This window comes from Streptomyces mirabilis, from assembly GCF_039503195.1.
Lineage (GTDB): Bacteria > Actinomycetota > Actinomycetes > Streptomycetales > Streptomycetaceae > Streptomyces > Streptomyces mirabilis_D.
Map to the genome: position 1 here is coordinate 1966825 of NZ_JBCJKP010000001.1, position 14354 is coordinate 1981178.

The window sequence follows — 14354 nt, forward strand, 5'->3', positions numbered from 1 at the left end:
GGCCTCTCCCCGGTCACCGCCCCAACGCGCCGTCCAGATCGGCCCACAGGTCCTCCACGTCCTCCAGCCCCACCGACAGGCGCAGCAGCCGGTCACCGACCCCGGACTCGCGGCGGTCGTCGGCGGCCACGATGCGGTGGCTGATGGACGCCGGATGCTGGATCAGACTGTCGACACTGCCGAGGCTCACCGCCGGGGTGATCAGACGGACCCCGGCGATGACCTCGTGCGGGTCGCCGTGGACCTCGAAGGCGATCATGGCACCGCCGATCCGCGGATAGTGGACGCGGTCGACGCGCGGATCGGCGGCGAGCCGGCGGGCGAGTTCGGCGGCGTTGGCGGACGCCGCCCGGACCCGTACGGGCAGGGTCGACAGGCCGCGCAGCAGCAGATATCCGGCCAGCGGATGCAGCACGCCCCCGGTCGCGAACCGCACCTGGCGCAGCCCCCGGGCGAACTCCTCGTCGCAGGCCACCACTCCGGCCATGACGTCCCCGTGTCCGCCCAGGTACTTGGTGGCGCTGTGCAGGACCAGACGGGCCCCCTGCTCCGCGGGGCGTTGCAGCACGGGTGTGGCGAAGGTGTTGTCGGCGAGCAGCGGAACGGACCCGCAGGCGTGCGCGACGGCGCGCAGGTCGAGTTCGGCGAGCGTCGGATTGGCCGGGGACTCGACCATGACGAGGCCGGTGTCGGGGCGCAGGGCGTCCGCGATGCCCGCCGGGTCGACCCAGGTGACCTCGGAGCCCAGCAGCCCGGCGGTGAGCAGGTGGTCGCTGCAGCCGTACAGGGGCCGTACGGCGACGACGTGGCGCAGGCCGAGCGCGTTGCGCACGAGCAGTACGGCGCTCAGCGCGGCCATGCCGCTCGCGAAGGCGACCGCGCTCTCGGTTCCTTCGAGGCGGGCGAGGGCGGTCTCGAAACGGGCGACGGTCGGGTTGCCGAGGCGCCCGTAGACGGGCGGGCCCTCCGGCTCGGCACCGTCGGCCGCGAACGCGTCGATGCGAGCGGCTTCGCCGCGGCTGTCGTACGAGGGGTAGGTCGTGGACAGGTCGATCGGCGCGGCGTGCAGCCCCAGCCGGGCGAGGTCCTCCCGCCCTGCGTGCACGGCCTCGGTGGCGAGGGCGCGCGGCGCGAGGGCACGGGTGCCCTGCACGTCGTAGAGGTCGTCCCGACCGTCATAGGAGTCGCCCCGAGTGTCGCAGGAGCCGTCCTGAGCTTCGTATGCGTCGTGCACCACGGATTCCATGCACAGCAGACTGAACACCGGCCGGGACCCCGGACGCACACTCCGTGTTACGTTCGGGCCATGGCCGAATCTGTCGTACTCGATCCGGTGGATCTTCATCTGCTGCGGCTGCTCCAGAACGACGCACGGACGACGTACCGCGATCTCGCCGCGCAGGTCGGAGTCGCGCCCTCGACCTGCCTGGACCGGGTGACGAGGCTGCGCCGTGCGGGGGTGATTCTCGGCCATCAGCTGCGCCTCGATCCGGCGAAGCTCGGGCGGGGTCTGGAAGCCCTGCTGTCCGTGCAGGTCAGACCGCACAGCCGCGAGTTGGTCGGGCCGTTCGTGGAGCGGATCAGGGCGCTGCCGGAGTCCCGGACCGTCTTCCATCTCACCGGGCCCGACGACTACCTCGTCCTGGTCGCCGTCGCGGACATGGCCGACCTGCAACGGCTGGTCCTCGACGAGTTCACGTCCCGGCGCGAGGTGGCCCGGGTGGAGACCCGGTTGATCTTCCAGCAGTGGGACTGCGGCCCACTGCTCCCGCCCTCCCCGCCGTCGCCCTCCTCCTCGTTTCCGGCCCCGACCCCGACAAAATCAGGCTGATGGCCGCCCCATGCCCGGTCGACCGGGCTGACGCGGCACCCGTCCTCGTATGAGGATGTCGGCATGTCAGAGACGAAGAGCCCGCTGCCCCGCGAGGTCGCCGACGCGTATGTCGACGATCTCATCACCCTCGATCCGGTCCTCGGTACCTACCTCGGTGTGAAGGAGAGTGCCGACAAGCTCCCCGACACCTCGCCCGCGGGGCAGGAGGCCGTCGCGGCGCTGGCGCGGACGACGCTCGCCCGGCTCGACGAGGCGGAGCGGCAGCCGGGGGCGGACAGCGACATCGAGCGCCGCTGCGCCCGGCTGCTGCGTGAGCGGCTCACCGCCGAACTGGCCGTCCACGACGCCGACGAGGGCCTGCGGGCCGTCGGCAACATGCAGACGGCCGCGCACTCCGTGCGCCAGGTGTTCACCATCGCGCCCACGGAGACGGACGAGGACTGGGCCGCGATCGCCGAGCGACTGCGCGCGGTGCCGACCGCCCTTACGGGGTACCGCGAGTCCCTCGCCCTCGGCCTGGAGCGCAAGCTGTACGCGGGCCCGCGCCCCACCGCGACCTTCATCGAGCAGCTCACCGAGTGGTCGGACCCGGACGGGCAGGGCCGTGGCTGGTTCGAGGACTTCGTGTCCGCGGGGCCCGACGCCCTGCGGGACGAGCTGGACACGGCCGCCCGGACGGCCACACGGGCCCTGGTGGAGCTGCGCGACTGGATGCGTGACGTCTACGCGCCCACGATCGAGGGCGCGCCGAACACGGTGGGCCGCGAGCGGTACGCGCGCTGGGCGCGCTACTTCAACGGTACGGATCTCGACCTCGACGAGGCGTACGCGTACGGCTGGTCCGAGTACCACCGGCTCCTCGCGGAGATGAAGTCCGAGGCCGAGAAGATCCTGCCGGGCGCCGAGACCCCCTGGGTGGCGCTCGCGCACCTCGACGAGCACGGCAGGCACATCGAGGGCGTCGACGAGGTCCAGACGTGGCTCCAGGGAGTGATGGACCGGGCGATCGACGCCCTGGACGGCACCCACTTCGAACTCGCCGAGCCCGTACGAAAGGTGGAGTCGCGCATCGCGCCGCCCGGCGGCGCGGCAGCCCCGTACTACACCGCGCCGTCCGCGGACTTCTCGCGGCCCGGCCGCACCTGGCTGCCCACCATGGGGCAGACCCGCTTTCCCGTGTACGACCTCGTCTCGACCTGGTACCACGAGGGCGTCCCGGGCCATCACCTCCAGCTCGCCCAGTGGGTGTACGTGGTCGACGACCTCTCGCGCTACCAGGCCACCGTCGGTCTCGTCAGCGCCAACGCCGAGGGCTGGGCGCTGTACGCGGAGCGGCTGATGGACGAGCTCGGCTTCCTGGAGGACGCGGAGCAGCGGCTCGGCTACCTGGACGCGCAGATGATGCGCGCGGCCCGGGTCATCGTCGACATCGGCATGCACCTCGAACTGGAGATTCCGGCGGACTCCCCCTTCCACCCGGGCGAGCGCTGGACCCCGGAGCTGGCGCAGGAGTTCTTCGGCGCGCACAGCAGCCGTCCGGCCGACTTCGTGGAGAGCGAACTCACCCGCTACCTCTCCATCCCGGGTCAGGCCATCGGCTACAAGCTCGGTGAGCGGGCCTGGCTGCTGGGCCGCGAGAACGCGAAGAAGCGGCACGGCGCAGCCTTCGACGCCAAGGCCTGGCACATGGCGGCCCTGTCCCAGGGTTCGCTGGGCCTGGACGACCTGGTGGACGAACTGTCCCGGCTCTGACGGACTCCGACGACGGCCGGGCTCACCGTGACGACTGAGCCCGGCCGTCGCGTATCCGGTACGTCGCGTGTACGCGGGGTATCAGGCACGCGGGGTATCAAGTACGGGGAGTACCGGAACTACCGGGCGTGCTCGGCGTGTTCGGTGTGCTCGGCATGCTCGGAGCACAGGCAGCCGACGCCCTTCTCGATCCACTCCCGGCCGACCCACTCCGGGTGCCGTTCGAGCATCAGCGCCGAGACCTCCTCGACGATCGTCCGCTCGTCCACGGCGGAGTCGCGGCGGGCCCACGTCTCGTCCCGCAGCAGCCGCAGGTAGTCGCGCACGTCTGCCAGCAGCCGCGCACCGCCGACCTCGCCGTGGCCGGGCACCACGATCCGGGGAGCCTCCGCCGCCAGCCGCTCCATCACCGCGATCCAGCGGGTTCCGGACACGTCGGTGTCGTACGGCGGGAACCAGGGGAAGATGGCGAACTGCCCGGCTTCCACGAGGTCTCCCGTGAACAGGACGTCCGCGTCCGGCACCCTGACCACCTGGTCGCCCCTGCTGTGGGCCCGGCCGGTGGCCCGCAGCTGCACCACCCGCCCGCCCAGGTCCAGGTCGTACGCCTGGTCGTAGACGACATCGGGCCGCGCCGGTTCGACGCCCTGGAGCCGGCGCTCGACCGGCTCGCCGAGCCCCTTGAACATCTCCAGGTAACCCGGCCCCTTCACCTTCAGGTCCTCGGCCTGGTCCCGGTTGAGCAGGAACGTCGCTTCCCCGGCGAAGACCTGCGCCCCGAAGGCGTGCTCCGGGTGAAAATGCGTCGTCGTCAGGTAGATCCGACGTCCCTCGGCATAGTCGGCCGCGAACTCCAGCACCTTTTCGGCGTTGCTCGGGCCCATGCCGGTCTCGACGACGAGCACGGCACCATGACCGCCGATCACGCCGATGTTGGGCACGAGCTGCACCCGCCGGTCGGGGATGACCACCAGGTCACGGGCCAGCTCCTGAGCACCCTCGACGTGCACGACGGGATCCGTCGTCACCGCTTCCTCAGACACTGCGACTCCTCGGTGTTGCGCTGAGCCACCAGTCCAGCGCGGGACGTCCGCGGCGTCCAACACCGATCTCGCAGCCCCGATACCGCACGGGTATCGTCGCAGTTGAGCGAAGTCGAGAGAGCGGCTCGGGACGGCGATGGAGCGATGATGGAGCTGCGGACCCTGCGCTACTTCGTGGCGGTCGCCGAAGAACTCCACTTCGGCCGGGCCGCCGCGCGACTGCACATGACCCAGCCCCCGCTGAGCCGGGCCGTCAAGCAGCTGGAGACCGACCTCGGCTGCGAACTGCTGCGCCGCTCACCCACGGGCGTCACCCTCACCCCGGCCGGAGCCCTCCTCCACGACGAGGCGTGCACCCTGCTGGCGCGGGCCGACCAGGCCCGGGCCCGGGTGGCCGCCGCGGCCGGCACAGCCTCCCTGACCATCGGCACCCTCGCCGACAGCGCCGAGCAGGTCGGCACCCGGCTGGCCGTCGCCTACCGGCACCAACACCCCGCCGTGCGCATCCGGATCCGCGAGGCCGACCTGACCGACCCGACCATCGGACTGCGGGCCGGCCTCGTCGACGTGGCCCTGACGCGGGCGCCGTTCGACGGCACCGGCATCAGCACCCGCGTGCTGCGGTCGGACCCGATCGGTGTGGTCCTGCGCGCCGACGACCCGCTGACCGACCGCGACCGGCTGCGCCTGGACGAACTCGCCGACCGCCGCTGGTTCCGGTTTCCGGAGGGCACGGACCCGGTGTGGCAGGCCTTCTGGACGGGCCCGCCCGGCGCCGACGGGCGCCATGACGGTCCCGTCATCCGCACCGCCCACGAATGCCTCCAGTCGGTCCTGTGGAACGACACCGTCGGACTGATGCCCCTCGCGCACTCCCAGGCCCTGCCCGAGGGCCTCACGGTGATCCCCTTGGCGGATGCGCCGCCCAGTGACCTGGTCATCGCGTGGAACAGCGCCCACACCACCCCGCTCATCCGCTCGTTCGTCAGCCTCGCGACGACCCTCACACGCTCCTAGGAGCGGTCAGCAGCCACAGTCCGCCGCGTCCACCGGAGCCGTCAGCGGGTCCGCCGCGCGCCGCTCGTCTCCCTCCCAGGTCTCGTACGCGAAGCCTTCGCGCACCCAGTACTCGAAGCCCCCGAGCATCTCCTTGACGGGGAAGCCGAGTTCGGCGAGGGCGAGGGCGGCACGGGTCGCGCCGTTGCAGCCGGGTCCCCAGCAGTAGGTGACGACGGGCACCGACCTGTCGAGGAGCTGCTCCGCCTGCTCGGGGATGAGCGCGGTGGGCAGATGGATCGCACCGGGCACGTGCCCCTGGTCCCAGGCCGCGGTGGAGCGGGAGTCGAGGACCACGAAGCCGGGGTCGCCACCCGCCGCGAGCGCGGAGGCGACGTCGGAGACATCGGCGTGGAAGGCGAGGCTCGCGCCGAAGTGGGCGACGGCCTCGGCCGGGGACGCCGGGGCGACCCGCAGCACGGGGTTCGTCCTGGTCGCGGCGCTGGTCACAGTGGTGTCGGCGGTCACAGTCATGGTCCGGCCTTCCCTCCCTGCCCCGGCTGACCGGCACCTTCGCGGCACCGGCCCCACGGGGATCTCATGGCCAGGAATCTACGGCCGGTGATCCTCTTCCTGAAGTGGGGATCCACGGCATCGCTCTTGATCGGCCGGGGTTTTCCCTGCTATCCATCGCTCATGACCGCGTATTCCCCGGACGCCACCGACTGGCGTATCCTCGACGTCCTCCAGCGCGAGGGCAGGGCCAGCTTCGCGGAGCTGGCCCGTGCCGTCTCGATGTCCGCGAGCGCGGTCACCGAGCGGGTGCGCCGCCTGGAGGAGGCGGGCGTCATCCAGGGGTACGCGGCCGTCGTCGACCCGGAGAGCCTCGGTCTGCCGATCCTGGCCTTCGTCCGGCTGCGCTATCCGAACGGCAACTACAAGCCGTTCCACGATCTCGTCGAGGCGACGCCCGAGATCCTGGAGGCGCACCACGTCACGGGCGACGACTGCTTCGTCATCAAGGTCGCGGCGCGCTCGATGAACCATCTGGAGAAGATCTCCGGCCGGATCGGCACCCTGGGCTCGGTGACCACGAGTGTCGTGTACTCCTCACCGCTCCCCCGGCGCCCCCTGGGTCACTGATCCCCCGGCGATCCGCCGACTCAGTCCTGGACGCCCCGCTGCCGTACGACCGATCCCGTCCTGCCCTTCACGACCTCAAGCTGGGCGTGGATGCGCCGCCGCAGGTCGGCGACATGGCTGACGATGCCCACGCTGCGATCACGCTCCCGCAGGGAGTCGAGCACGTCGAGGACCTCGTCCAGGGTCTGGTCGTCGAGGCTGCCGAAACCCTCGTCGATGAACAGCGTGTCCAGCCGCACCCCGCCGGCCTCGTCCGTGACGACGTCCGCGAGACCGAGGGCCAGCGCGAGCGACGCGAAGAACGTCTCGCCCCCGGAGAGTGTCGCCGTGTCGCGCTCCCGGCCGGTCCAGGCGTCCACGACATGCAGTCCGAGCCCGCTGCGGCCACGGCCGGCGCGGTCGTCGGAGTGGACGAGGGTGTAGCGCCCGGAGGACATGCGCTGAAGTCGTACGGTCGCGGCGGCGGCCACCTGTTCCAGGCGGGCGGCGAGGACGTACGACTCCAGGCGCATCCTGCGCTCGTTCTCCGCCGAGGTGCCCGCGGCCAGCCCGGCCAGGCGTGCCACCCGGTCGAACTCCTCACGCAGCGGCGCGAGCCGGCGTACGGACGTGCCCGCGCGCGTCGACAGCCGGTCCAGTTCCGTGCAGCGTCGGGCGGCCTCGTCCTGGGCGGAGGCGGTCTCCCGCAGCCGTCGGGCGGCGGACTCGGCTGCCCGTTCAGCGGCGGCAAGGTCGGCGGCCGGCCGCTCGGCGGCGGCCGCCGTGTCGGCCTCGGCGAGCACGGCGCGCACCGCACCGTCCTCCAACTGCCATGCGTCGAGGCGTCGTTGGAGGTCCCGGTGGGCCGCGCTGTCGAGGAGCGCGGCGGCCGCGGCCTGAGGGGTGTCGAAACCGGCACGGAAGGCCGCGTCGGACAGGCGGGCGTCGGCGTCCTTCAGACGCTGCGCGGTGTCCTCGGCCACGCGCACGGCCTCGGCGGCCTCCGCGAGCAGGGCGGCCCGCCGCTCCAGCTGCGCGGCGCGCGCGGCGACGCTCTCGGCGGCGCCCCGCGCCTGCGCCAACTCCTCCTCCAGGGAGGCCCTTTCGTCGTCGTTCCGGTCACGGTGGGAGACCCGGGCGGCGGATCGCAGCGCGATCTCCTGCTGGGCCGCGACCCGCCGCTCGTGCTCGAGTCCCGCCTGCGCGAGCCGCTCCCGCGCGGCGTGCAGCCCGGATCCCGCAGCCCGCGCCTCGGCGTACCGCAGCTCCAACTCCTCGGCCTGCTCGGCGAGTTGCCCGGTCGGCGTGTCACCCGCCTCGGCGGTCGCGGCCGCCAGCGCCTCGCGTACGAGGCCGAGCCCGCGCTCGTCCTCGGTGGCCTGTTCGTCGGCGCGCTGGTACGCGGCGAGGGCGCGCTCCTCGGCCTCCCGGTCGACGTGTCCGGCGTCCTTGCGCGCGGGTGCGGGGTGCGCGGAGCTGCCGCACACGGCGCAGGGCTCGCCGTCGACGAGACCGGCGGCGAGTTCCGCGGCGATGCCCTGAAGACGCTGTTCCTTCAGATCGAGCCAGTGGACCCGGGCGTCCGTCGCGCGTTCACGGGCGGCGAGCGCCCGGGCGTGGGCGGCGTCCGTGTCCCGGGCGAACTGGTCGCGCTGCCGGGCGGCCCTGAGCCGCGCCTGGGCGGGATCGCGCCGCTCGGCGAACTGTTCCGCGCGTGTGGTGGCCTCCTGCGCGGACTCGACGCGCGCCTGGAGCTCCGCGCGGGTCGCCTCCCAGGTGGCGAGCCAGCTCTCGGCGTCCTGGCGGACGTCCTCGTCCTCGCGCTCCTGACGGTCCAGGGAGGCGCGCTCCCGGGTGAGTTCGCCGAGCCGGAGCTCCGCCCTGCGGGCCGACTCCAGTCCGCCGAGCTCCTCGGCCGCCTTGCGCGCCGCCGCCGCGAGCCCGGACGCACCGGCTCCGGCGTAGGTGTCCGGCAGGGCGAGACGCGCGCGTGCCTCGGCCGTGGCCGCGCTGCGGTGTTCGGCCTCGGCGGTGTCACGCAGATCGAGCGCGGGGGCGACCGTCTCGGCCTTGCGCGCCCGCTCCATCCGCGCCCGTGCCTCCCGATGGGCGTCGGCGCGCTCCTCCAGTCGCACGGCGCGCTCCCGCGCCTCGGTGAACCTGCGCTGCAGCCGGGCCACTTCGCGTACGTCGCCGAGTACGCGGTCGGCGGCGGCCTGTGCGGACTCGGCCGCCGTACGCGCGGTGCGCGCGAGGGTCAGCCGCTCGCGGGCCGTACTGCGGGCCACCGCGGCCCAGGTCAGGACGGCGTCGGCGAGGCCGGGCTCACCGGGCGCGAGAGCGGGCGGCGGCACCTCGACGATGTCCCCGGCGGCCTGCTGCATACGGTGCGCGTCGGCGAGCAACGCGGCGTCACCCTCGCGTACTTCGGCCTCCGTGGCGCGGCGCCGCTCGGCGAGCCGCTTCTCGACCTCGGCGAAGCGGTGGGTGTCGAAGAGCCGGCCGAGCAGCTTGCCGCGGGCCTCGGCGTCGGCCCGCAGGAAGCGGGCGAAGTCGCCCTGGGGCAGCAGCACGACCTGGCAGAACTGCTCACGGCTCATGCCGAGCAGTTGGGTGATCTCCTCGCCGATCTCCTGGTGGGATCGGCTGAGGTCCTTCCAGGTGGCCGCCGACGCCTCGTACTCGCGCAGCCAGCTCTGCGCCTTTTCGGTGGTCGTGCCCGTGCCGCGCTTCTTGGGGCGGGCCCAGGGCGGCTGCCGGGTGACCTCCAACCGGCGCCCCGCGACGGTGAGTTCGAGAGTGATCTCGGTGCGCGTCGTGGGTGCCGCGTGGTCGCTGCGCAGGGTCAGGCCCTGGCCGCTCTGGCGGGCGCCCGGGACCGCCCCGTACAGCGCGTAGCAGACGGCGTCGAGGACGGACGTCTTGCCCGCGCCCGTCGGGCCGTGCAGCAGGAAGAGCCCCGCGGCCGACAGCTCGTCGAAATCGACGCTCTGGGTGCCGCCGAACGGCCCGAAGGCCGTGATGTCCAGGCGGTGCAGCCTCATCGGGCCTCCTTCGGGTCCAGCGCGTCTCGCGCGTCGTGCGTTCGTGGCGTCATCGGGCAACCTCCCGAACGGCCTCGTCGGCGTGGACGTCGTCGAACGCGTCCCTCAGGACGGCCTGTTCATCGGCGTCGGGACCCGCGCCGCGCACATGGGCCACGAAGTCCTCCGCGATCTCCTGCTCGCTGCGGCCCGCGAGCCGCCGGGCGTAGGAGACGTCCGGGTCCTCGGGGGCCCGCTCCGGTTCGAAGACGAGGCTGAGCGTGTGCGGGAAACGCTCGGTCAACCGGGCCATGGGCTCGGTGGGGCGGACCGGGTCGGTGAGGGTCGCCTCGACCCACGCCTCCTCGTGGCGCGCCAGCCGCGGATCGGCGAGCAGGTCTTCCAGGTGCCCCCGGACACGGGCGAGCTTCCGGGGAACGGGACAGTCGACGCGCTCCGCGCCCACGAAGCCCTCCGGCCCCAGGTCCACCAGCCACATGCTCTTGCGGTGGTCGACCTCCGAGAAGGAGTACGGCAGCGGGGAGCCGGAGTAGCGCACGCGCTCGGTGATGGTCTGGCTGCCGTGCAGATGGCCCAGCGCGGTGTAGTCGACGCCGTCGAAGACCCCGGCGGGTACGGCGGCCACCCCGCCCACGGTGATGTCCCGCTCGCTGTCGCTGGCCGCCCCGCCGGTGACGAAGGCGTGGGCGAGGACCACGGAGCGGGTGCCCGGCGCGCGCGTGGCGAGGTCGGCGCGCACCCGGTCCATGGCGGCGGCGAGGACGGCCTCGTGCCCCGCCTTCTCGACACCGAACTCGGTTCTGACCAGGGCCGGTTCGAGATAGGGCAGTCCGTAGAAGGCCACGTCGCCGTGGTCGTCGGCGAGCAGCACCGGCGTGCCGCACGCGGAGGGCTCGGTCCGCAGATGGATGCCCGCGCGGCCGATGAGCCCGGCGCCGACGCCGAGCCGGCGCGCCGAGTCGTGGTTCCCGGAGATCATCACCGTGGGTACTGCGAGGTCGGCGAGCCGGTGCAGCGCGTCGTCGAAGAGCTCGACGGCGGCCAGCGGCGGCACCGCCCGGTCGTACACGTCCCCGGACACGACCACCGCGTCGACGTCGTACTCGCGCACGGTCGCGACGAGGTGACCGATGAACCCGGCCTGGGCGTCGAGCATGTTCACCCGGTGGAAGGCCCGGCCGAGATGCCAGTCGGACGTGTGCAGAATCCTCATGATCCCCGAGACTAACGGGCGGGTCGGACATCACGGGCGGCTACTCCCGTATCGGTCCGCGCCGCCCGCCTATGCGTCCCCGTACGCCTCTCCACCCAGTTCGAACCCGGCCGTCCCGGCCGTCGCGTCGGCGAGCCACACCCGGAAGGGCTCGACGTCGGTGTCCGGCAGCCCGATCTCGATCGTGACGGCCTCGCCGTACCGGACGTCACGGACCTCGCGCCCGGTGGACCGCAGGTCGTTCTGTATCTTGCCGGCCCGCTGGTGGTCGACCGTGACCGTGGCCAGCCGGAAGCGTTTGCGCGTGAGTGTGCCGAGGGAGTCGAGCGCCTCGCCGACCGAGCCGCCGTACGCCCTGATCAGTCCGCCCGCGCCGAGCTTGACCCCGCCGTAGTAGCGGGTGACGACGGCGACGACGTACCGCATGTCGCGGCGCAGCAGCATCTGGAGCATGGGCACGCCCGCGGTGCCGCCGGGTTCGCCGTCGTCGCTCGCCCTCTGGACGGCGGCGTCGGCTCCGATGACGTACGCGTAGCAGTTGTGCGTGGCGTCGGCGTGCTCCTTGCGGACGCCCGCGATGAACTCCTGGGCCTCCTGCTCGGTGGCCGCCGGGGCGAGGGCGCACAGGAAGCGGGAGCGGTTGACCTCGGTCTCGTGCACGCCCGCGTGGGCCACTGTGCGGTACTCGTCCTGCATCACGCCAGCGTATGCGCTTCCCGCGCGCGTGCGGCACGACCCGGGTCGCAGGCGCGCGTACGACCCGGAGATCTCGTCGGCGCGGCGAGAGAGCGCGGATCGTCCGCGCGGCGGTCGCGGCACGCGCGACCCGGCGCAGGCGTCCTCGGCGCAGGCGGCCTCGACGGGGCGCGTCCCGGCAGGGCCCGCCCCGGCAGGGCCCGCCCCGGCGCGGACCCCTCCCGGCGCGGGCCCCTCCCGACGCAGGCGGCCTCGGCGGCCGCGCGCCCGACGGCCCGAGATAGCCCGCTGGGCGCCGGCAGCGACGGGCCGACTCACGGCCACCGACTCCGCCGCGCACCGCGCCCGACCGCGGCGGCGGGTCCGCCCATGATCGCCTCCGGCGTGGGCACCACGGCCCCCCGCGCCCAAGGACCCCCGCGGAGGCGCCCCGAGCCCCGCGCCATCGCCCCGGCGACAGCACGACGGCCCCGGTCGCCTCGCGGCCAACCCTCGTCGTCACCCCGCGGCCGACCCCTGTCGCCGCCCCGCGCTCGGCGGGGTCCCTCCGGACGTGCGGACCCGGCTCGGGCGCGCGGGGCGGGGTGGTGGATACTCGCTCCTCGTTGCCCGAAGCCGGATCGCCGGCCCGACCGATCGCAGGGAGATCGCAGCATGACCGGCACCCAGGTGGACAGTTCGGACTCCGCCGAGCCCCTCGAACGGGAACCCTCCACAGCCGCACCGCGCTGGCGGGCGTGGCTTCTGGAGGGACTCAGCGAGCAGTCCGCCAAGCACCCCGGCCCGCACGCCACCCCGGACGCCGAGCACCAGGGCCACAAGTGGTGGCGGGTGATGTGCCTCACCGGCGTCGACTACTTCTCCACGCTGGGCTACCAGCCGGGTATCGCGGCCCTCGCCGCCGGACTGCTCTCCCCGCTCGCGACCCTCGTCCTGATCGGGCTCACCCTGCTCGGCGCACTGCCGGTCTACCGTCGCGTCGCCAAGGAGAGCCCCCACGGCGAGGGTTCGATCGCGATGCTGGAGCGGCTGCTGCCCTGGTGGGCCGGGAAGATCTTCGTCCTCGTGCTGCTCGGCTTCGCGGCCACCGACTTCCTGATCACGATCACCCTGTCCGGAGCGGACGCCTCCGCACACGTCGTGGAGAATCCTTTCGCTCCGCACTGGATGCACGGCGGGAACACCTGGATCACCCTCCTCCTCATAGCCGCGCTGGGCGCGGTCTTCCTGAAGGGCTTCAAGGAGGCCATCGGGATCGCGGTGGCGCTCGTGGCCACCTATCTCACCCTCAACGTCGTCGTTCTGGCCGTCTCCGCCTGGCAGGTGCTCAGCCACCCGGTCAAGATCGGCGACTGGACCGACGCGATGACGGCCGAACACTCCTCGCCGCTCGCCATGATCGGCGTGGCGCTCCTCGTCTTTCCGAAGCTGGCGCTCGGCATGTCCGGCTTCGAGACGGGCGTGGCGGTGATGCCGCAGGTCGAGGGCGACCCGACGGACACGTACGAGAAGCCGACGGGCCGGATCCGCGAGACCCGCAGGCTGCTCACCACGGCCGCCGTGATCATGAGCTGCTTCCTGCTGCTGTCCAGCCTGGCGACGACGATCCTGATCCCGCAGGACGAGTTCAAGAGCGGCGGCGCGGCGAACGGCCGTGCCCTCGCCTACCTGGCCCACCAGCACCTGGGCGAGGCGTTCGGCACGGTCTACGACCTCTCGACCATCGCGATCCTCTGGTTCGCCGGTGCCTCCGCGCTCGCCGGTCTCCTCAACCTCGTCCCGCGCTATCTGCCGCGCTACGGCATGGCCCCCGAGTGGACGCGCGCCGTCCGCCCCCTCGTGCTCGTCTTCATGGCGGCCGCGGTCCTCATCACGCTGTGGTTCAACGCGAACGTCGACGACCAGAGCGGCGCGTACGCGACCGGTGTGCTGGTCCTGATGCTCTCGGCGTCCTTCGCCTCGGCGGTCGCCGTGCACCAGCGGGGCCACCGCGCCGCCGCGATCGGCTTCGGCGCGATCACCGCCGTCTTCGGCTACACCCTGGTCACCAACGTCATCGAACGCCCCGACGGCATCAAGATCGCGCTGATCTTCATCCTGGCGATCCTGATCACCTCGTTCGCCTCCCGGGTACGCCGGGCCTTCGAACTGCGCGCCGCCGAGGTCACGTTCGACGAGGCCGCGGCCCGTTTCGTCGACGAGGCCGCGGCGAGCGGACCGCTGCGGCTGATCGCGAACGAGCCGCACGAGCACAGCACCCGGGAGTACCGCGCCAAGGAGTACAGCCAGCGCGAGCAGACACACATCCCGGACGGCCGTCCCGTGCTGTTCCTGGAGGTGTTCGTGACCGACTCCTCGGACTTCACCGCCGACCTGACCGTGCACGGCGACGAGAAGCACGGGGTGCGCAGGCTGCGCGTCGAGGGCGCGACCGTGCCCAACACCATCGCGGCCGTCATGATGCGGCTGCGCGACCGCACCGGCCAGGTCCCGCACGCCTACTTCAACTGGACCGAGGGCAACCCCCTCAGCCACCTGGTCCGCTTCCTCGTCTTCGGCGACGGCGAGGTCGCCCCGGTCACCCGCGAAGTGCTCCGCCGCGCCGAGCCGGACCCCGAGCGCAGGCCCCGGATCCACGTGGGCTAGCTCTTCCT

The 14354-nt window shown here is 72.8% G+C and carries 11 protein-coding genes; 5 read left to right on the plus strand and 6 right to left on the minus strand.

From position 1 onward, the window contains the following. Positions 1–13: 13 nt before the first annotated feature. Positions 14–1246, minus strand: coding sequence for a trans-sulfuration enzyme family protein (locus tag AAFF41_RS09515; protein ID WP_388403573.1), 1233 nt, complete (start codon positions 1244–1246; stop codon positions 14–16). A gap of 60 nt (positions 1247–1306) precedes the next feature. Between AAFF41_RS09515 and AAFF41_RS09520 the strand changes: the two genes are divergently transcribed. Next, a complete protein-coding gene (locus tag AAFF41_RS09520) occupies positions 1307–1831 on the plus strand; it encodes an Lrp/AsnC family transcriptional regulator (RefSeq protein ID WP_319750720.1) in 525 nt (174 codons plus the stop codon). 63 nt (positions 1832–1894) lie between these two features. Continuing rightward, positions 1895–3586, plus strand: a complete 1692-nt coding sequence (locus AAFF41_RS09525) for a DUF885 domain-containing protein (RefSeq protein WP_319750721.1) — start codon at positions 1895–1897, stop codon at positions 3584–3586. Between the two features lie 119 nt (positions 3587–3705). Here AAFF41_RS09525 and AAFF41_RS09530 read toward each other — a convergent pair whose 3' ends face one another. After that, complete coding sequence (locus AAFF41_RS09530; RefSeq protein WP_319750722.1) at positions 3706–4629, minus strand: MBL fold metallo-hydrolase; 924 nt, start codon at positions 4627–4629, stop codon at positions 3706–3708. A 147-nt stretch (positions 4630–4776) separates the two neighbouring features. Between AAFF41_RS09530 and AAFF41_RS09535 the strand changes: the two genes are divergently transcribed. Then, positions 4777–5646, plus strand: coding sequence for a LysR family transcriptional regulator (locus tag AAFF41_RS09535; RefSeq protein ID WP_343326274.1), 870 nt, complete (start codon positions 4777–4779; stop codon positions 5644–5646). 6 nt (positions 5647–5652) lie between these two features. Here AAFF41_RS09535 and AAFF41_RS09540 read toward each other — a convergent pair whose 3' ends face one another. Next, the gene (locus AAFF41_RS09540) at positions 5653–6159 is read right to left on the minus strand and encodes a rhodanese-like domain-containing protein (protein ID WP_319750723.1); all 507 of its coding nucleotides are present in this window, start codon (positions 6157–6159) and stop codon (positions 5653–5655) included. 162 nt (positions 6160–6321) lie between these two features. Between AAFF41_RS09540 and AAFF41_RS09545 the strand changes: the two genes are divergently transcribed. Further along, positions 6322–6768, plus strand: coding sequence for an Lrp/AsnC family transcriptional regulator (locus tag AAFF41_RS09545; protein ID WP_054229027.1), 447 nt, complete (start codon positions 6322–6324; stop codon positions 6766–6768). 20 nt (positions 6769–6788) lie between these two features. Here the strand turns inward: AAFF41_RS09545 and AAFF41_RS09550 are convergent, their stop codons facing one another. The 3 genes from AAFF41_RS09550 to AAFF41_RS09560 form a co-directional block, all read right to left on the minus strand. After that, positions 6789–9791 (minus strand): SMC family ATPase, encoded by a 3003-nt coding sequence (locus AAFF41_RS09550; RefSeq protein ID WP_319750724.1) that lies wholly within the window; start codon positions 9789–9791, stop codon positions 6789–6791. A gap of 49 nt (positions 9792–9840) precedes the next feature. Continuing rightward, complete coding sequence (locus AAFF41_RS09555; RefSeq protein ID WP_319750725.1) at positions 9841–11004, minus strand: exonuclease SbcCD subunit D; 1164 nt, start codon at positions 11002–11004, stop codon at positions 9841–9843. A 69-nt stretch (positions 11005–11073) separates the two neighbouring features. Next, positions 11074–11700 (minus strand): YigZ family protein, encoded by a 627-nt coding sequence (locus tag AAFF41_RS09560; RefSeq protein WP_319750726.1) that lies wholly within the window; start codon positions 11698–11700, stop codon positions 11074–11076. Positions 11701–12354: 654 nt separating this feature from the next. On the opposite strand from AAFF41_RS09560, the gene AAFF41_RS09565 reads away from it, so the two are divergent. After that, the gene (locus AAFF41_RS09565) at positions 12355–14346 is read left to right on the plus strand and encodes an APC family permease (protein ID WP_266645459.1); all 1992 of its coding nucleotides are present in this window, start codon (positions 12355–12357) and stop codon (positions 14344–14346) included. Positions 14347–14354 lie beyond the last annotated feature (8 nt).